The sequence below is a fragment of the Clostridium saccharobutylicum DSM 13864 genome (assembly GCF_000473995.1).
GTDB classification, from domain to species: Bacteria; Bacillota; Clostridia; order Clostridiales; family Clostridiaceae; genus Clostridium; species Clostridium saccharobutylicum.
This window is the reverse complement of record NC_022571.1, coordinates 2,872,862-2,892,674: the sequence shown is the minus strand read 5'-3', so window position 1 is coordinate 2,892,674 and position 19,813 is coordinate 2,872,862. Positions and strand designations below refer to the sequence as shown.

General features: G+C 27.3%; 19 protein-coding genes and 1 pseudogene. 13 read left to right on the top strand and 7 right to left on the bottom strand.

All coding sequences use genetic code 11. The features are described from left to right. Positions 1-15: 15 nt before the first annotated feature. Entirely contained in the window at positions 16-2,109 is a 2,094-nt protein-coding gene (locus CLSA_RS12380) for a glutamine synthetase III family protein (protein ID WP_022746686.1), read from the bottom strand. 841 nt (positions 2,110-2,950) lie between these two features. Here CLSA_RS12380 and CLSA_RS12375 point away from each other — a divergent pair. Continuing rightward, positions 2,951-3,754 carry a DUF4097 family beta strand repeat-containing protein gene (locus CLSA_RS12375; protein ID WP_022746684.1) on the top strand — a complete coding sequence of 268 codons (804 nt, stop codon included), beginning with the start codon at positions 2,951-2,953 and terminating at the stop codon, positions 3,752-3,754. Between the two features lie 428 nt (positions 3,755-4,182). Here the strand turns inward: CLSA_RS12375 and CLSA_RS23630 are convergent, their stop codons facing one another. Both CLSA_RS23630 and CLSA_RS12365 read right to left on the bottom strand, forming a co-directional pair. Next, positions 4,183-4,503, bottom strand: coding sequence for a hypothetical protein (locus tag CLSA_RS23630; protein ID WP_022746683.1), 321 nt, complete (start codon positions 4,501-4,503; stop codon positions 4,183-4,185). A gap of 457 nt (positions 4,504-4,960) precedes the next feature. Then, complete coding sequence (locus CLSA_RS12365; protein ID WP_022746682.1) at positions 4,961-5,848, bottom strand: AraC family transcriptional regulator; 888 nt, start codon at positions 5,846-5,848, stop codon at positions 4,961-4,963. 250 nt (positions 5,849-6,098) lie between these two features. On the opposite strand from CLSA_RS12365, the gene fabF reads away from it, so the two are divergent. Together fabF and CLSA_RS12355 are read left to right on the top strand one after the other, a co-directional pair. Then, the gene (gene fabF / locus CLSA_RS12360) at positions 6,099-7,337 is read left to right on the top strand and encodes a beta-ketoacyl-ACP synthase II (RefSeq protein WP_022746681.1); all 1,239 of its coding nucleotides are present in this window, start codon (positions 6,099-6,101) and stop codon (positions 7,335-7,337) included. Positions 7,338-7,643: 306 nt separating this feature from the next. Next, entirely contained in the window at positions 7,644-8,153 is a 510-nt protein-coding gene (locus tag CLSA_RS12355) for a flavin reductase (RefSeq protein WP_022746680.1), read from the top strand. A gap of 121 nt (positions 8,154-8,274) precedes the next feature. On the opposite strand, the gene CLSA_RS12350 is transcribed toward CLSA_RS12355, so the two are convergent. Then, complete coding sequence (locus CLSA_RS12350; protein ID WP_022746679.1) at positions 8,275-9,153, bottom strand: DMT family transporter; 879 nt, start codon at positions 9,151-9,153, stop codon at positions 8,275-8,277. A 263-nt stretch (positions 9,154-9,416) separates the two neighbouring features. Between CLSA_RS12350 and CLSA_RS12345 the strand changes: the two genes are divergently transcribed. Beyond that, entirely contained in the window at positions 9,417-10,022 is a 606-nt protein-coding gene (locus tag CLSA_RS12345) for a sugar O-acetyltransferase (protein ID WP_022746678.1), read from the top strand. Positions 10,023-10,143: 121 nt separating this feature from the next. Here the strand turns inward: CLSA_RS12345 and CLSA_RS12340 are convergent, their stop codons facing one another. Next, positions 10,144-10,461, bottom strand: coding sequence for a hypothetical protein (locus CLSA_RS12340; protein WP_041716262.1), 318 nt, complete (start codon positions 10,459-10,461; stop codon positions 10,144-10,146). A gap of 212 nt (positions 10,462-10,673) precedes the next feature. Between CLSA_RS12340 and CLSA_RS12335 the strand changes: the two genes are divergently transcribed. From CLSA_RS12335 to CLSA_RS12305, 7 genes and pseudogenes are all read left to right on the top strand, one after another. Beyond that, positions 10,674-11,129 carry a hypothetical protein gene (locus CLSA_RS12335; protein ID WP_022746676.1) on the top strand — a complete coding sequence of 152 codons (456 nt, stop codon included), beginning with the start codon at positions 10,674-10,676 and terminating at the stop codon, positions 11,127-11,129. Between the two features lie 334 nt (positions 11,130-11,463). After that, on the top strand, positions 11,464-11,670 hold the full coding sequence (locus tag CLSA_RS12330; protein WP_139355292.1) for an alpha/beta-type small acid-soluble spore protein: 207 nt from the start codon (positions 11,464-11,466) through the stop codon (positions 11,668-11,670). Between the two features lie 305 nt (positions 11,671-11,975). Next, positions 11,976-12,299, top strand: a complete 324-nt coding sequence (locus CLSA_RS12325; protein ID WP_022746674.1) for a thioredoxin family protein — start codon at positions 11,976-11,978, stop codon at positions 12,297-12,299. 332 nt (positions 12,300-12,631) lie between these two features. After that, positions 12,632-12,931 carry a SoxR reducing system RseC family protein gene (locus tag CLSA_RS12320; protein ID WP_022746673.1) on the top strand — a complete coding sequence of 100 codons (300 nt, stop codon included), beginning with the start codon at positions 12,632-12,634 and terminating at the stop codon, positions 12,929-12,931. Positions 12,932-13,023: 92 nt separating this feature from the next. After that, positions 13,024-13,341, top strand: a pseudogene (locus CLSA_RS12315) (nucleotide pyrophosphohydrolase). A gap of 475 nt (positions 13,342-13,816) precedes the next feature. Continuing rightward, positions 13,817-14,392: a GNAT family N-acetyltransferase gene (locus tag CLSA_RS12310; RefSeq protein WP_022746672.1), complete on the top strand. Its 576-nt coding sequence runs from the start codon at positions 13,817-13,819 to the stop codon at positions 14,390-14,392. A gap of 39 nt (positions 14,393-14,431) precedes the next feature. After that, a complete protein-coding gene (locus CLSA_RS12305) occupies positions 14,432-15,022 on the top strand; it encodes an NUDIX hydrolase (protein WP_022746671.1) in 591 nt (196 codons plus the stop codon). Positions 15,023-15,297: 275 nt separating this feature from the next. On the opposite strand, the gene CLSA_RS12300 is transcribed toward CLSA_RS12305, so the two are convergent. Continuing rightward, positions 15,298-15,633: a winged helix-turn-helix transcriptional regulator gene (locus tag CLSA_RS12300; RefSeq protein ID WP_022746670.1), complete on the bottom strand. Its 336-nt coding sequence runs from the start codon at positions 15,631-15,633 to the stop codon at positions 15,298-15,300. 252 nt (positions 15,634-15,885) lie between these two features. On the opposite strand from CLSA_RS12300, the gene CLSA_RS12295 reads away from it, so the two are divergent. Together CLSA_RS12295 and CLSA_RS12290 are read left to right on the top strand one after the other, a co-directional pair. Next, on the top strand, positions 15,886-16,518 hold the full coding sequence (locus tag CLSA_RS12295) for a flavodoxin family protein (protein WP_022746669.1): 633 nt from the start codon (positions 15,886-15,888) through the stop codon (positions 16,516-16,518). An 865-nt stretch (positions 16,519-17,383) separates the two neighbouring features. Further along, positions 17,384-18,061, top strand: coding sequence for an SIMPL domain-containing protein (locus CLSA_RS12290; RefSeq protein WP_022746668.1), 678 nt, complete (start codon positions 17,384-17,386; stop codon positions 18,059-18,061). A 121-nt stretch (positions 18,062-18,182) separates the two neighbouring features. Here CLSA_RS12290 and pknB read toward each other — a convergent pair whose 3' ends face one another. Beyond that, positions 18,183-19,724 (bottom strand): Stk1 family PASTA domain-containing Ser/Thr kinase, encoded by a 1,542-nt coding sequence (pknB, locus tag CLSA_RS12285; RefSeq protein WP_022746667.1) that lies wholly within the window; start codon positions 19,722-19,724, stop codon positions 18,183-18,185. Positions 19,725-19,813: the final 89 nt, after the last annotated feature.

The window sequence follows — 19,813 nt, the reverse complement described above, 5'->3', positions numbered from 1 at the left end:
TGAAATTTATTTATATTAAACGTTGAATAACATATCTTCATAAGTTGGTATTGGCCAGAATTTTTCATCAACTAGAGTTTCAAGCTTATCAGCATCTTCTCTTAAAGTATTCATTTGTTCAAATACTTCGTATCTGTACATCATACCTAAATCGAATATATCTCCAGTGAAGTTGTCAGCTTTTTCAACTAATTTTTCAAGAAGTACTACATTCTTATTTAATGAAGCTGTTAATGTTGAAACTTGCTTTAATAATTCAGATTGAACTGAAACATCAGCGCCTATTCCAGTAGCATTTATAGTGTTTATAGATTCCGCAAGGCTTGTAGCAAACTTGATTACAGCAGGTAAGATTTGACGTTTTGCCATTTCAAGTGTTGTTAAAGCTTCTATATTTATAATCTTATTGTAGTTTTCAAGAGTTATTTCGTAACGAGATTCTGATTCAACTCTAGTTAAAACTCCATGTTTTTCAAGTACTGATTGATTCTTTTCAGACATCATAGCTTTAGCAGCTTCTACAGTTGAGTGAATGTTTGGAAGTCCTCTTCTTTCTGCTTCAGCAACCCATTCATCTGAATATCCATTACCATTGAAGATAATTCTCTTATGGTTTTTAACAATATCAGTTAAGATTGCTTGGATTTCAGCATCTAAATCAGTAGCTTTTTCAAGCTTATCTGCAATTTCAGATAAAGTTTCAGCAACTATTGTATTTAAAACAAAGTTACATCCAGCAATTGAAGCTGAAGATGGAACCATTCTAAATTCAAATTTGTTTCCAGTGAATGCAAATGGAGAAGTTCTGTTTCTGTCAGTTGCATCTTTTGGAAGAGCTGGTAATGTATTTACTCCAATAGTTAATTTGCTTGAAGATTTAGAGCTTGTAGCTGGTCCTTTTTCTATTTGTTCTAATACGTCTTCTAATTGATCTCCTAAGAATATAGAAATTATAGCTGGAGGAGCTTCGTTAGCACCTAAACGGTGGTCATTTCCAGCATTTGCAGCTGATACTCTTAATAAATCTGGATATTCATCAACAGCTTTTATTACAGCACAAAGGAATAAAAGGAATTGTTGATTTTCGTGTGGAGATTTTCCTGGTTCAAGAAGGTTCATTCCATCATCAGTTCCCATTGACCAGTTGTTATGCTTACCTGATCCATTAACTCCAGCAAATGGTTTTTCATGAAGTAGGCAATATAAATCATGTTTTTCAGCAACTTTCTTCATTATTTCCATTGTAAGTTGGTTGTGATCAGTTGATATATTTGTTGTACTAAATATAGGAGCTAATTCATGTTGACCAGGAGCAACTTCGTTATGTTTAGTTTTAGCTAATATTCCAAGCTTCCAAAGTTCTTCATCTAATTCTTTCATGAAATCAGAAATTCTTTGCTTTATTGTTCCGAAGTAATGATCTTCAAGTTCTTGACCTTTTGAAGGTTTTGCTCCGAATAATGTTCTTCCTGTTAAGATAAGGTCTTTACGAGCATTATACATTTTCTTATCGATTAAGAAGTATTCTTGTTCAGGACCTACAGTTGTAATAACTTTTTGAGTAGTAGTATTACCTAATGATCTTAAAACACGTAGTGCTTGCTTATTTATAGCTTCCATTGAACGTAATAGTGGAGTTTTCTTGTCTAAAGCTTCTCCATTATAAGAACAGAAAGCAGTTGGAATACATAAAGAACCATCTTTAATAAATGCTGGTGAAGTACAATCCCATGCAGTGTATCCTCTAGCTTCAAAAGTAGCTCTAAGTCCTCCATTAGGGAATGAAGATGCATCTGGTTCACCTTTAATTAATTCTTTACCTGAAAATTCTAGTATAACATTTCCATCAGAAGTTGGATTGATGAAAGAATCATGTTTTTCAGCAGTAATTCCAGTCATTGGTTGGAACCAGTGAGTGAAGTGAGTAGCCCCTTTTTCAACAGCCCAATCTTTCATTGCAGAAGCAACAACATCTGCAACCTCTAGTTTAAGAGCAGTTCCTTGTTCAATTGTCTTTTTTAACGCTTTATAAGTAGCCTTTGGAAGACGTTCTTTCATTACAGCATCGCTAAATACGTTTGAAGCAAAAATTTCATTAATTTTGTTCATTGATAAAAATCCCCTTTCAGATATGCAACATTATTTAAATCGTTATTAACTAAAATAAAAAATTAATAATTTACAAAAAATTGTAGAATATTTATATCAAAATGTCAATATAAATATTACTTTGTCAATAAAAACATAGAATAAAACAGCAGCTGTTACTTAATAAATACATATTTGGAATAAAATTCATATTCAAAAAATAATGAGGCTAAAGAAAGATTCAACATTCTTTAGCCCCATTGCTAAAATTTTATTTAAAATTTGTAAATAATAATCACCAAAACATATATAATTAAAACTGCCATAGCTTTAATCTTTATGAGTTAATTATACTATATTGTTATGGCTTGTTCAATACAAAAAATCGATTTTTTTCATTAAAAAATCAATAAAAGTTCGTGTTTTATATTAAATTTGTTTTTACCATTTCAATATTTTTAGCATTGGGGCTATATAAAAATCTATTTTTAGTATGTACTAAAAATAAAAAAATATTAGTTGGAAATATTTTTTGTATAAAAGTAAGTATGTTCATATAGTAAAACTTACATTAATGGAATTATTAAAATTGATTGCAATATATTATAAATAAGCTTTATAATTAAAATGTAATTATTTGAGTTTATATGTAAAAAAAGTAAGTGACATAGTTCGGAAAATTTAACAATTAAGTTCTTTACAAAATTGTATAAATATAAGATTTGTATATTTGACTATAAAATACTATATATTGTAGTTGGTTGTTTTAGCTTTGAGTTATGAAAAAGCTTATTTATATTCTGCATATTCACAAATAAATTTGCTACAAATTGCTGTAAATTAAGTCTTAGGAGTTGAAGTGATGAAAAAAATTTTATTTTTAGCTATAAGTGGAATTCTAGTAATTTTATTTATAGGATGTGGCATTAATTTTAAAGATAGAAGAAATGCAAATAATAATGGAAGTAAAAATTCGGGTAATAGTAATTTTGTAAATCAAAATTTAGCTGTTGATAATGTAACTGATATAGATATACAGCTTTGTGCATCCAAGGTATCTGTTAGTAGTTATGATGGAGATGAAGTAAAGATAACAGGTGAATTATCTGACAAAAGTAAAGGAATCGATATAAATAGAAACAATAATAAAATTGAAGTGGTGGAAAAAGGATATGAATTTTTTGATTCTAAAATTGGCTCTGAAGATAATGGTTCCAATTTGGAAATTTTAGTTCCTTCTAAAATTAAGGAACACTTTAGCTTTAATCAGGGAGCTGGAGAAGCTGATATAAAAGGAATAATAGTTAAAAACATGGACATAAAAGGTGGTGCTGGAAAGCTAAAATGTGAAAATATAAAATTTGATAAATTAAATTTAAATTCATCAGTAGGTGAAGTTGATTTAAATTTAGATCAAAAATGTGGTGATATTGTTATTAATGGACGCGTAGGGGAGTTGAATCTCAATATGGCAGAAGTAGGTGGTAACCTTATATATAAAGGTGGCGTTGGAAAAAGTAACATCACAATTCCTAAAAATTCACCAGTTAAGTTTATAACAAGTAAAGGTGTTGGAGGATGTGATATCAATGCTAAAACTAGTGGTGAAGATATTTATACATTTGATTTAAGAGTTGGAGTTGGATCAATAACTGTACAAAATTAGATAGAAATAATTTATTTTTATAAAGAGAATATTATAGATAGGAATCTTTCTATCTATAATATTATAAAAACAATGAAAGCTTAAATTTAAAAGAAAATTTGATATAAGTATAAATGAAAAGTAGTTGTTCTAAATTGAATTACATATAGACATGCAATTTATAAATAACACTTATGTTCTGAATATGTATCCTAAAGTAGAAATAGAGGTCATGCTTTTGTGCAGTGTTACCTTAAAAAATTGATAGCTATGCTTCTTAGATTGTAAGTTGTTCCACATATGCTTGTTTACAGCGTGCCTGTGAAGCAAGTATTGTGGGTACAACTTGCAATCTTAGAAGCATCTATCAATTTTTTAAGTAACCGAAACAAATGCATGACTTCTATTTCGGTTATTTACTACATAAGTTTAAATCTTGATTTAGATATCTACATATTAGGATAGCTTAAGTTATTTACATTTTCGATTCTTTCCTCACTTGGCTCGTAATCAGCTTTTGAGGTTGGCAGATAAAGTCTTTTGAATTTTTCAATATCTGAATCTTCAGGTTCAGATTTAGAAGAATTCAAATTATTTAAACGTTCAATTTTTTCTTGACTAGGCTGGTAATTAACTTTTGATTCTGGTAAATAGAGTCTTTTAAACTTTTCAATATCAGATTCATTTGGTTCTGAAAGATGCATGTTATTTATTCCGCTTTGAAGGGAATTTATCTGAGATTGATTATTTGAAATCCTTTCAGTACTCATTATAATCACTCCTAACACAATAGTTATATATATTCCAATAAATAAACTACATATAATTAGCTTATTTGTGTTAATTTAATGTAGCAAATTAATTAGAACTTATATATTAAATAGAACATAATTAAAGTTAAATTTAATTACAAATTTATTATTTGAAAAAACATGTTTAATAATTCAAGAAATATTTAGATTTTAAATAATATAGTGGTAAAGTTATTTGATTATGGAGTGCATAGCAATTCTATTAAGTGTATGTATTAATAAATGAAGATAATTGGAATTTTGGAATGGTTTTATAAAAATTTCTTGATTTTATAGAATATTAAGTACGACAAGTGAGAAGTTAAATTAAAAAAATAAATAGATATATTTTAAACAAGCATTATGAAAGTTAGTGAAAAACATATCTATCTAATTTTGATTTATATAAACAAAAATTCAATTTTCATATTAAACGTTACATATTTTCTATGGGTTGATATACATATAATTCGCAGTAGTTATCTTTTGACATAGAGTTATCGATATATTCAAATCTAAAGGTATCAGCAAACTTATAGCCTGATTTGAAAATCCATTTTCTATATAATTGAACTAGCAATCTTCCTATATGTCTTCCGTTAAGATCATCTGGGCGAAAGAAACCTACAAAGCGAAATACTACATATTTATGAGCAGGTATAGAAATATTTATCATTCCTTCTGGCACTTTTGTTGAATTAGATACCTGGGCACTTGGAATATAATAAATAAATCCATTATTGTTACTACTCCAATCTGTATATCCCAAATATACTTGTGGATTAATGATATTATTAATCTTGTCTTTATGATTATAAAAGAAATCTCGTCCGTATGAATTTGCAGTTTTATCACCAGATTTACTTAATATCTTATGCTTTATACCAATTAAGTTGAATTTTTGCTTAAAGACAAAGTGTGGATTATAAGTAATTGAATTACCTACAGATAAAATATCATTGGTATTTATCTTTTCCTTAATTATTAAACTTAGAGGTTTCTTGTCGGATCTAACTTTCAAAGGGGTACATCCAAATGCTTTCTTAAACGCTCTAATATAAGATTGTTCATAATCAAATCCATAATTTAATGCAATATCTATAATTCTCATGTTAGTATTTACAAGTTCATCAATACTACGTGTTAATTTTCGTGATTGAACATATTCAATGATAGATTCTCCTGTTAAAGATTTAAAAATTCTGTGTAGATAGTATTTGGATACTCCCGCATACTGAGAAATATCATCTAAAGAAATTTTATCATATAAATTTTCCTCAATGTAATCTATAGTTGAAGCAATAGTTTCTTTTAAGTTTTTCATAATTTAAACACCTTTTTCTAATTAACAATATAAATATTATTTATTAAACATTATTAAAAAGTAATAAGTTCATATGTTAATTCTTTGCTTTCATATTATTAAAAGCAATATTTGTTCATTTTAATAAATAATATCTATTACAATTATATTCAAAGGAATCATTCATTTATTTTAATTATTATATACATTAAATTTAATAAAGTAAAGATTAGAAAAAATTCAAATTAATTAAATATAGGAGGAATTTATTATGAGAAAAAGAGTAGTTATTACAGGAATGGGAGCTGTTACATCTCTTGGGATTGGTGCAGAAAATCTTTGGAAATCAATAAAAGAAGGAAAATCTGGAATAAGTAGAATTGAGAGAGTTGATGTTTCAGATTTGCCAGTGAAAGTTGGAGCAGAAATAAAGAATTTTGATCCAAGTAATTTTATGGATAAAAAAGAAGTAAGAAGAACGGATAGATTTGCTCAATTTGCTCTTGCAGCAGCTCAAATGGCAATTGAGAATTCAAAACTTGATTTGGAAAGTATAAACAAAGAACGCGTTGGAGTGATAATAGGAACTGGTGTTGGTGGAATTGAAACTATGCTAGGTCAACATAAAGATTTTCTTGAAAAAGGTTATCGTAGAGTTAGTCCATTCTTAGTTCCAATGATGATACCTAATATGGCATCAGGAGTTATAGCTATAAAGTATGGATTTAAAGGATTTAATGAATGTACAGTTACAGCTTGTGCATCTTCAACTAATTCTATTGGCGATTGTTTTAAGGTAATACAAAGGAATGATGCAGATGTAATGATTGCAGGCGGTGCTGAAGCATCTATAACAGGATTGACTTTAGCAGGTTTTTGTGCAAGTAAAGCTATGACGACTAATGATGATCCAAATACAGCTTGCAGACCATTTGATTTAGAGCGAAATGGTTTTATATTAGGTGAAGGTTCTGGAGTTCTTGTAATTGAAGAACTTGAACATGCATTAAGCAGAGGAGCTAATATTATTGCTGAAATAGTAGGTTATGGATGTACTAATGATGCACATCACATGACTGCACCAGCTGAGGGCGGTGAAGGTGCTGCAAGATGTATGAAACTAGCTATTGATGATGCTGGTGTAGATATTTCTGACATTGGATATATAAATGCGCATGGAACTTCAACTAAAGCAAATGATAAAGGTGAAACTGCTGCTGTAAAATCTGTATTTGGTAAACATGCTTATGAACTTTCAATTAGCTCGACAAAATCAATGACAGGTCATTTGTTAGGAGCATCAGGTGCTATTGAAGCTATTATAACAGCATTTGCACTTAAGGAAGGATTTTTACCTCCAACAATAAATTACAAAACTCCAGATCCTGAATGTGATTTAAATTATGTTCCTAATAAAGGTAAAAAGTCAGATTTTACTTATGCTTTAACGAATTCTTTTGGATTTGGTGGTCATAATGCAACATTAGTTTTAAAAACATTCAATTTATAATTTGAATTTATAAATTCAAGGAAAAGAAAAAATAAACTAAGAAATTTATTTGGATAGTTATGGATTACCTAACCATTGATTTGATATAATATAATCAATATATAGAAAAACATGATTAAGGTTATTAGATTACATTAAAGTGTATACTATTATTATGTATAGATAAACAATTTATAAATCACATTTATGCTTTGATGCATGTTGCCTCAGAAAATTTTAATAGCTATGATTCTTAGAGTGTAAGTTGTTACATTCACGTGACTAAAGCAAATTGTATTAAGAATATGAAAGAGGGATATTTATATTATGAATAAATTTAAAGAAATTAAACCAGAAGAATTGAATGAAAACACATTTAAACTTATAGGTAAGGATTGGATGTTGATTACAGCTGAAAAGGAAAATAAAGTGAATACTATGACTGCTTCTTGGGGTGGCCTTGGTGTCATGTTTAATAAGAATGTAGTTTATATAGTGTTGAGACCTCAACGTTATACTAAGGAATTTGTAGATTATTCGGATACATTTTCACTAACATTTTTTGATGAAACTTTTAAAAAACAATTAAGCTATCTTGGAACTGTATCTGGAAAAGATGAAGATAAACTTTCAAAAGTAGATTTAACAATTGAACATTCAAATGGCACACCATATTTTGAAGAAGGAAAGACTGTAATAATATGCAAAAAATTATATGCACAAAATTTTCAACCTGAATGTTTTATAGAAAGTGAAATAGATAAAAAATGGTATCCAGATAAGGATTATCATACATTATATATAGCGGAGATAGATAAAATTTTTATAAAAGAATAGTTTTTACAATATAAGAATATTGTATTGCATAAAATAGAAAAATACCATAGTGCTCATAACGAACAGATGGTATTTTTGTTATATGTTTAATTTAAGATAAATTATCATCAATTAAAAAATATTAAGCGGCATTTGCATGTTTATCATTTGCCAATATAATTGTAGAAACTAATATAAGAATACTTCCTATCAATAATGCAAATGATAATTGTTCGCCAAGAAACAAGATTCCTAAAAATATGCTTACTATAGGTTCAAAGGTTCCAAGTATTGATGAAGATGAAACACCTATTAGTTTAGTAGCTTTTAAAAGCAAAATTATTGATGCTATAGTTGAAATTACAGATATGCCTAAATAACAACCAAAAGTTTTATAGTTAAAATTGAAAATTATAGAGTTGTTAAAGGTTCCGAATAAAATCATCCCAATTGTTGAACCTAAGCATAAATACATTGTAATAACTCTATTATCTAAGACTTTAATTGAGCGTAGATTAAGAGCAATCATAGTAAATCCATAAGTTACACCAGAAAGCAAAGCTAAAGAAATTCCTAGAATGTTTATAGAGTTATTTTTAAAAGCGATTAAAGAATATACCCCAAGTGCAGAAAGCATTAAAGAAATAATCTTTCTATTGCTAATTTTATTTTTAAAAAAAATAAATCCTGTTATACAAACCACCACTGGATAAATAAAATGCAAAGTAGTAGCAAGTCCAGCTCCTAAATAATTATAAGATACAAATAAAGTTTGAGTTGTTATAGTATATCCAACGATACCGATGCATAACAATAATAATATCTGTTTTCTTTTAAGATTGACACTAATATGATTGTATCTTAAATATAAAAATAATATTAGTGTTGAAATTAAAAATCTAAATACTAAGACAGTAGTTGGATTTGATCCATTGGCATATGCAACTCTTGCTAAAATAGGCATAACTCCAAATGCTGCTGATGATAGAAGTGCATAAGCTATTCCCTTGTAATTATTCAAAGTTTTGTCCCCCTTTGGACGTTAATATTTAATTTTAGGATTTTTTAATCACGTGAAAGAATAGTAGATTAAATATGCGACATATATATGAAGTTAGACAAGCATGCTAATCTATTATTTTTTGATTGTGCTTCATGCATAAGTATTGATACTTAGCAATCAAAACTTATTATAACATAAATTTGAAATTTATCATCTCATAATATAAATATGATTATTAGTTTAAGTTTAAGAATTAAAAGTAAAATTAGGAGGAGTTAATTATGACTGAAAAAGAAAAAATGTTAAGAGGGAAACCTTATAAATCTTTTGAAGAAACATTGTTAAATGAGCGTCAGCATGCAAAAGAATTACTCTTTGATTTTAATGCTTTGAGACCAAGTGAAATAAAGAAGAGAAATGATATTATTAAAAATTTATTTGGCAAAACAGGAGAGAGTTTTTTTATAGAACCGCCATTTCGTTGTGATTATGGATATAATATTGAAATAGGTGAAAATTTTTATTCTAATTATAATTGTATAATTTTAGATTGCGCAAAAGTAACCATTGGAAATAATGTATTTTTGGCTCCTAATGTAGGTATTTATACCGCGGGCCATCCAATCCATTACGAACCTCGGAATGAAGAATATGAATATGCATTTTCAATTTCAATAGGAAATAATGTATGGATAGGAGGAAATACAGTTATAAATCCAGGAGTTAATGTTGGAGATAACTGTGTTATAGGGTCTGGAAGTGTAATCACAAAAGATATTCCAGCTAATTGCATTGCAGTTGGGAATCCTTGTAGAGTAATTCGTGAAATTACTGATGAAGATAAAAATTATTACTTTAAAAAGTTAAAATTTGAAAATGAAGATTAAAATTATTTAATATTAAAATCTCTATTATTTATAAACATGAATACAAATATTAAATAATCATAAAAATATATTATAAATAAAAATTGCAGAGCTCATATAAAAGATACAGTATCAGTAACTTTTAAGATAACTCTGCAGTACCATTACCAAGAACTACAATTAGATAATCATATTGAAGAGGTTTTACAGTGTATTTAGCAGAACTAGGCTCTAATCTTATAAACTCTTGTACAACTTGATCAGAGGCAACTATAAGAACAAGGAGACTAGAGCTAGTAGAAGTATTTCGGATATTATATGAGGTTCCAATTAATAAGTTTGCATCTCTTACATTATAAATTCCTTGAGTAAAAGTTTTTGGCTGAGCAAATGTACAAATTGTATTTAAGTTAAATGATAAAAACAAAAATAAGGAAAATATTGCAATAAATTTTTTCATTAAATGTAACCAGCCCTTCAAGATTTTTGGTTTAATTATCTTATTAATTATTATGTGAAAATAGAAAAAATATATTCAAAATGGGAATTTTAATAATCTAGAAAAAATTTTTCAATTATATCAAATAATAAATTACTAAGATTTAAGAATAATAATTTTACTATGGTGAAAAGATACCTTTAAAGTAAGCAATTAAAATTGGAGGTATTTTCATGAAGATAGAAAGTTATTTTAGTGGGATTAAAGCTGCAAATGAAGCTGTAGAAGCATTAAAAAAAGTAGGTATAACTGATGCTGTAGCAGATATAAATGACCATTTTACGGGAAATGATAACCCAGGAACAAATAGTCCAGGAACTTCTAGTAGTACAAATAGCTTAGCTAATCTTGTACTTAGAAATGATGATCCAGTAGGGGATCCGTCGGTAAGGCCAGCTGCAGCCGCAAGCCCTATGGTAAGTGGTATGGGCGGATTTGAAGAAATTGCAGATGTAAATTATAAAGTTATTGTAAATATAGATGATAATAATGCAGAAAGAGTAAAGCAAATTATTGCTAAGATGGGAGGAGATTTAAGAGATCCTAATTTTAAAATGCCTAAGGGATTTGAAGATAAAAGCTTAGATGATTTACTTACTAATATGATAAATGAGATGAACATGGGATAATAAACATTATTTTTTATTAGAAAATGCTTAATTCTTAAATTTAATTGATATAAAATTTGGTAATATATTTAATTATTAAAAAAGTTTAAATTCTATTATTAAGTAATTTTAAATATGCTAAAATTTAATGAATTTAGTTCTTATCATAAGTATGTATAGAGATATATATAAATAAGTATAATCGAATTATACATAAAAGTTATAAACAAGGAATAATATCTAAAGTTAACTAATAACACTTTTAAATGCTACTTCTGATAATATTTTAATAGAGTATTCTTTATTATAGTGGTTAATATAATAATGTTCAACAAATTAACATATGAGGAGGAAGATATATATGAATAACAGTGGAAGAAATAGAACTTTAGTACCAGAAGCAAAAGAAGGATTAAACAGATTAAAAACTGAAGTGGCATCTGAAATTGGTTTACAAAACTATGAAGGTGCAGATAAAGGAAATCTTTCTTCAAGACAAAACGGAAGCGTTGGTGGAGAAATGGTAAAAAGAATGGTACAAAATTACGAACAAGGACTATAAAAATTAAATATTAATACAAATAATAAAGCCAATACTTATATTGCTTAAGTATTGGCTTTATATTTGTATTATAATATTAAAAATATAGATATTGTGATTTGGCGCTGTATCCTAATGGATTGGTGAGGATTCTTGCATGCATATCAATCATATCTAGGACGGTAAATGATTTTATAAAAATTTATTATAATGTTTTAAATAAACATTGATTTATTATGATAAGATAGGAGTGTTTAAATATTTTTTAGGAGTATATTAAGTTAACTATTATTAGCGTTTAAAATAATATTGGGAGATGAGATTAATTGAATAAATTACATAAAGATAGTGAAATAGAAGAGTTAATAAAAAGCAATAGCATGTCAGTAATATACTTTACTGGAAGTGATTGTGGCGCTTGTGAAGTTATTAAAATCAAGATTGAAGATATTTTGAAAAGGTTTCCTAAGATAAAAAGTGGAGAGATAAATACACAAAAGCATTTAGATCTAGCAGCAAAATATAATATATTTTCTGTTCCAGTATTTATACTTTTTATAGAAGGAAAAGAAAGCATAAGAGTGGGAAGAAATATAAATTTATTAGAACTAGAATTAAATATAAAAAGATATTATGATATGATATTTTAATTTGGAATTTTACTATTAGAGCACGACAAAATGTCGTGTTTTTTGTTGCTTTTTAGGAAGTTATACTAAATTGAAATCTGTAGATAACTTTTAGAGAATTCAGAAATGCATAGTCTGGCAAGATGATTTTTTAATTTTGAAAGTCAGAAATTGGTCTTAATTATGGCAAAGAAAGAGTTGTTTATTTAGAATATATGCTATAATTATTTTAGGAAAAATATGGAATGAAGTATAGCTAGATTATATCATTAAGTCAATAAAATTTAAAAAAATAACTTATTAATAATTATTTATTTAATCTTCAAATTTATTAATATAGAAAGGAAATTTGTATGAGTATTAAAGAACAAAAACAAACTAATAGTAACGATGATAATAAGTTAGAAGGTGAGAAAAAGAATACTAACATGTTAGTTGCTGCTTTTATGATGTTTATTCTTCCAATAATTTCTGTATTTCTTGGTGCATTTATAGGAGGTTATATTGGGAAATATATTGGATGTAATATTAAAATTTCTGAAGTGGTTGGAGGAATAGTAGGTTTTGTAGTATCGGCAATAGCCATAAAGTTATTTGATAAGTCTTCAAAAGCAGATGAAAATGCAGATAAAATTCACTGGGATGATCTATAGAAAGCAAATGCTTATTTATATTTTACGATAATGATATTCAGAATATGATATAATAGTACACAAATCGGTAAAATATAGAAAGAGTGATATTAATGAAAGATACAATAAATAGAATTAGAAAGTTTAGGAATGACAGAGATTGGAGTCAATTTCATACACCAGCTAATTTGTCTAAAGCAATTTCAATCGAGGCAGCTGAACTTTTAGAAGAATTTCTATGGGATGAAAAAAATTATAATAAATAACATGTTTTAGAGGAACTTGCTGATGTCATGGTATATTGTATACATATGGCGGATTGTTTGGGTGTTGATTTAGAAGAAATTATAAATAGTAAGATGGATAAAAATGAAAGGAAATATCCAGTTGAAAAAGCAAAGGGAAATAGTAAAAAATATACTGAATTATAATTAGTCTTTGATTTTCATAAGAATAGATTAGAGCATATAGATATCCAAATCAAGACTTACACTTATGTGGTGAATAACCGAAATCAGAAATATTTTTGTTACGTAGGACTATGAAAATATCGCTGAAAGGGTTTAAATAGATGGTTGCATCCACTTTAGCATGTTCCCACTGTTCAGCGTGACAGGCTAAAGTGGAACAACCATCTATTAATAACTTTAAGCAGCTCATTTTCAAAGGCCTACTACACAAAAATATTTCCGATTTCTAGTTGAGATATTCACCACATAAGTTTAGGTTATAAGTTGTTTATGTATACTATGTTTATTATTAAAATGTAATAAATTATATATATTGTAGATGTATCTAAAAATCTAATAAATGATTTTTAGGCACATGAAAGAAAATAATCATGACATTTTGGACTTGCTATTTTTTTGAATGTGCCTTAATTTACTGAAAGATAGGATGAGAAAAATGAATTTAAAAAAATTAGATAATGAGGAAATTGTAAGCGTATATAATAACCATATGAAAATAGATTTTCCTGCTCAGGAATTAAAGCCACTTGATGTAATACAAAAACTTATTAAGAGAAAAATTTATATATGCTATGGTTTGTATGATAATGATAAATTGTTAGCTTATGCATTTCTAATTACTTCAGATTTATATTTGCTACTTGATTACTATGCAGTATGTAGTGAATGTAGATGTAAAGGTATAGGAAGTAAATTTTTAAATATGTTGAAAGAAAAATGTAAGGATTATGAAGGTATAATAATAGAAGTTGAAAAAATTGAGTATGCAGTTAATGAAAGTCAAGAAGCTGAGCGTAAAAGAAGAATTGATTTTTATAAGAGAAATGGAGCGTTAATGACTAAAATTAGTAGTGAATTGTTCAATGTAAATTTTTCTATTATGTGTTTATTAATATGCAGTATTAGAAAAGATGATTTTATTATATGTGAATCATTAAAAACAATTTACAAACAAATGGTTCCAAGTAGCCTTTATTCAAAATATGTAAAGATTACTTATGACGAAGAATAATTGTAAATTTCTACAATTTAAAGTATATGGAGAATTAATATGAAGGAACTTTTAACAATATATAACAAGAATCTAGAAGAAATAGGAATTAAGACACGAGATGAAGTTCATAAAAAAGGACTAAGACATAAGGTTGTTCACTGTTGGATTATAGAAAGACTTAAAGAAGAGTTATTAATATATCTTCAACAAAGATCTTATAGAAAATCTGATTTTGCAGGATTATATGATATTTCATGTGCGGGTCATATTGATGCAGGTGAAGAAGTAGAAAATTCTATGATACGTGAATTGGAAGAGGAATTGGGACTACATGTAAATAAAAATGATTTAAAATATATAGGAAGAAAATTTGAAACCTATGAAATGAAAAATTTTTCTGATGATGAAATATGTGAAATGTATATTTTAGAAGTAGATAAAAGTACTATTTTTAATTTGGGAGAAGAAGTTGAAAATATGGTAAAGTTACCGTTTAGTCAATATAAAAAATGGGTTAATGGAGAATTGAAAATTCTAGAAGCCACATCAATTAAAGATAATAAGAAAGTGAAAATTTACGATGAAAATATATGCCCTCATATTAAAGAATATAATAGACAATTATTTGAAGAATGTAAAATTATTTAAAGAAAAATTAATATCTTATAGATAAATAACTTGATTTTTAAACTTATATCGTAATTAGCTCAAATTAGGGATATGTTTTTATTTAGTTTTCTAAGGAATTTTCATGGGTGATTCTAAGAGGATAAAAATTCAAATGAAACGCTTCAAAAAAGCATATCTATAGTTTCTATTTTGGTAAATTACTACAGAGGCCTTAGAGTTATGTGATAGCTAAATGAAATAGAGGTCATGCACTTATTTATGTTAGTTGCTACAACATAACTTTAAGTTTTAACTTATTTATCTAATAAATCCGAAAATTGTTTTTTAGACCATTGTTCAATTATTTTTAAGGCAGGAACTAGTTCTTGTCCTTTTTCGGTTAGTAAATATTCTACTTTTGGCGGTACTTCTGCATATATATGTTTAGTTATTATTTTATCGCTTTCAAGTTGTTTTAAAGATTCACTTAATACTTTTTGACTTACTCCACAAGTAATTCTTTGTAATTCTAAAAATCTTTTTGGTCCATCATGTAAATGACATAGGATCACGGCTTTCCATTTACCTCTTATCATTTCAAATCCAAGATCCAAAGCACATATGTATGATTTACCCTTATATTCTATCAAAAATATCATCTCCTATACTTAACAAGTATTTTAATCACAATTATATTATAAAATAGAAAAATTTAAAATAAAAGTTGTGGCTATTGTAAAAAATATTTCTGTATTAAAGTATTGAAAATTCAACAATTCCTACTTTAAAGTAACTTGTCTAACTTTAAAGTGCGTACTTGTTATTAAAGATTGTGCACAATATACTATACCTAGTGCTAAAAGCATTTATTATTAAAAAACTTAAAGGATAGGTGAAAAGATATGAAAGTAGTTGCATTTAATGGAAGTCCTAAACAAGAAGGAAATACATTCCATGCTATAAAAATGGTTGCACAAGAATTGGAAAAGGAAGGAATAGATGTTGAAATTATTCATGTGGGTAACAAAAATATTAGAGGCTGCCTCGCTTGTAACGGCTGTGCAAGAAATCAAAATGAAAAATGTGTTATTAAAGATGAAGTGAATGAATGGATTCAAAAGATGAAAGAAGCAGATGGTATAATATTAGGCTCTCCGGTACATTATGCATCAATAGGAGCTACAATGAAGGCGTTTTTAGACAGAGCTTTTTATGTTGCAAGTGCAAACAATTCTATGTTAAGACATAAGGTTGGAGCATCAGTTGTTGCTGTAAGACGTTCAGGGGGAGTTCCTACTTTTGAACAATTAAATCAATATATTAATTATTCTGAAATGCTTATGCCAACTTCAAATTATTGGAATGTAATACATGGAACAGCACCTGGTGAAGTTAAAGGCGATGAAGAAGGAAAACAAATAATGAGAGTTCTTGGTAAAAATATGGCTTGGCTTATGAAGCTAGTTGAATTAGGAAAAGATCAGATTAAAGAACCTGAAAAGGAACAGAAATTATTTACAAATTTTATCCGATAAAGAAATTTATCTATTAAACATAAGAACAAATAGAGTGAATAATGAAATATCAAAACGTCATCTATGCAAATTATTATTAAGCAATTTTAAATCTTAAAAAATCATACAATATTTTAAAAGATAAAACAAATATATATGTTGCAATATGATTGATTTATTCTTTAGTGATACGGTACCTAGTTTTAATGTAGAATTCAATTTTTAACATATATATTTTTAGATAAAATTAAAAATCCAATGCTAATTATTAGCATTGGATTAAAAATTACTAAAAATATATCCGAAAAGTCGGTACTCCAATTTTGACGCCTATCTCCCGATAGGTGGGTATCCTCACAGATGCTTAAATCAATCTCAATGCCGTAAAAGGACTCACAAGAAAGTACATTTTTACATCTAGATATTGAATTCCCTAAATTAATATGTAGGTTCAAAATAAGAGCTTAACGAGTATTTCAGAAATTATTCATTTGTTATGAGTATATAATAACATATTTAAGTTTCTTGTACAAGGAAAATGCAAATTAAATTTATTGGAAATATATATAAATTTAATAGTGTCATTTATCATAGAAAATCATATTATGAAGTAGTTAAGGCATATTAAAAAAAATAATAAGTAATGATAGTAATATTTTGCGATCGCTTTACAATAATGTTGACCTAATAGATAGTCTATAGGGTAAACATAATTCCTCCTATTATATAAATATAGAAGTTGAATTTTAAGATGAAACTAACTTATTATTTCATCTAATTCTGATTAAACTTAACCTTCAAAGTGCATCTCGTTTTATAGCAAAATATACAAAGGCTCTTCTTATTATTTTTTTATGTGCTTAATTATTTTGAAGGGAATTGAATAATGTATCGACTAGAATATAATGATATCTGTAAATTGAATGATTATAACAGTGAAAAATGTGAAAATAATAGAGTTAGAGTTTTTGGACAAGGCATAGTAAATGTAAAGCCTGATGCAGCACAAGTTGTAATTGGTGTTGTAACAGAAAATTTGGAATTAGAAGCTGCACAAGGTGACAATGCTAGAATAACCTCTCAGGTTATAAACAGTATCTGGGGGTTAGGTATATTACCACAATATATACAAACGCAAAATTATAATATAAGACCTAACTATGATTATGTAAATGGAAAACAAGTTTTTAGAGATTATGAAGTAACTAACAGCTTAAATATACTTATCAGGAATATTAATTCTGTAGGAGAAGTGATTGATACAGCAGTAAAAAATGGTGCAAATCTTGTAAGTGGAGTCAATTTCATTGTTTCAGATGCAAAAAGATATTATAATGAAGCACTAAGATTGGCTTTAGAAGATGCTCAAAATAAGGTTAGAGTTATAGCTAATAAACTTAATGTAAATATGGACTTTATACCAATTAAAATAAGCGAGCAAGGAAGAGAAAATATAATACCATTAACAGCAATGGCATTTAAATCCACAAATGGAACAACGCCGATTGAAGCTGGAGAAAACAAAATAACGGCAGAAATTGAAGCTGTATTTGTTTATGATTAGTAGTAGATTATTATATATTCGAAATTAAATTATTAAAATACTTTAATTAGTTATAGGCAGTAAAGTCACATAATAACTTTCTGCCTTTTGAATAATTTTAATTAATATAATACATAAATTGCTATTTCTTTAACTTTTTATCTTTCTGTTGTTTATCTTTACCATTACCTTTTCCATTATTATTATTATTATTATTACTGTTGTTACTGTTGTTATTAGAGGGAGTCGCGTAGCTATTTTCAGTTACATTCTCGTTAGATTTGGTTTGAGGTTCAATATGGGTAGTCTTTTGCCCTAAGCTGATAACTAAATCAATTTTTGTATCTTTATCACAGGATTTATCTGCTGAAGGTGACTGATTGATAACTTGACCAGAGGGAATAGTATCATTATATTCACTAGTTATATTACCCAATAAAAATCCACTATTGGTTATAATGTCTTCAACAGTATCTTGATTTTTTCCTATAAGTAAAGGTACAATCTTTTTTTCATCCGTTGTTGGTTTTATACTTTCCTTTTGTTTTGTAATGTCTTCAGATGAAATGTCTTTTGAATTTTTAGAAGAATCAGCAGTATAATCATAAGTATATTTAACTAAAATGCTAATAATAATTATTAAAATAAATGATCCAATAGTTAATAAGGTTTTCCAGTTTTGGTTTAGAAAATTATGTTTAGATAATTTTGCTTTATGATCTTTAAGTACTAACGTTTCTGATAGTGTTGGGTCATTGATAGAAATTGTAGAATCATCAATTTCATCACGTAATAATACAGTTTCATCTGTTATCATAACTTTTGTAGTATTTGTCGATTTATTTTTAAAATCTATTTCTAAATTAGGATTAATTCTAATTTTTTTTAATATTTCAATAAGTTCTTTAGCTGTTTGAAATCTGTCTATTGGATCTTTCTCTAAAGCTTTTAAAATTATTTTATTTATATTTTCAGGTATATTAGTAATTATTTCTTTAGGCGGAACAATAGCTTTTTGAATATGCGCCATGGCTATTGCAATTGATGATTCACCATCATAAGGTACTTGACCAGTTATCATTTCATACATTACAATTCCTAAGGCATATAAATCTGTTCTACAATCTACAAGATTTCCTTTGGCTTGTTCTGGAGAAAAATAATGTACAGAACCCATAGTTTTATTAGAATTAGTTATAGTTAATGAATCTGAAATTTTAGCAATTCCAAAATCAGTTAACTTAATGATGTTATCAGTTGTAATTAAAATATTATCAGGTTTAACATCTCTATGAATTATGTTATTTTTATGGGCATATTCAAGTGCGTCTGCAATTTTTAAAGTGATGTTCAATGCAGTTAAAAGATCAAGTTTAACATTTTCTTTTATTACTTGTTTTAGAGTTTTTCCATTAATATACTCCATAACTAGGAAATTAATATTATTTTCTGAACCAACATCATAAATACTTACTATGGTTGGATAAGATAAACTTGCAATTGAATTTGCTTCCCTTTTAAATCTAGTGACAAAATCTGCATTATTATTAAATTCAGGTTTTAATATTTTAACGGCCACAAATCTATTGAGCAATGTACACTTTGCTTTATAAACAATTCCCATACCGCCTTCTGCAATTTTTTCTAGTATTTTATATCTATTTGAAAGTAATGTTCCTATCATGTATATCTCCCTGTGAAAAATGTTAATACAGGTATTATATCATATATAACTAAAAAGAAAACTTGTGTTTAGAAGCTATTGAAATTGTG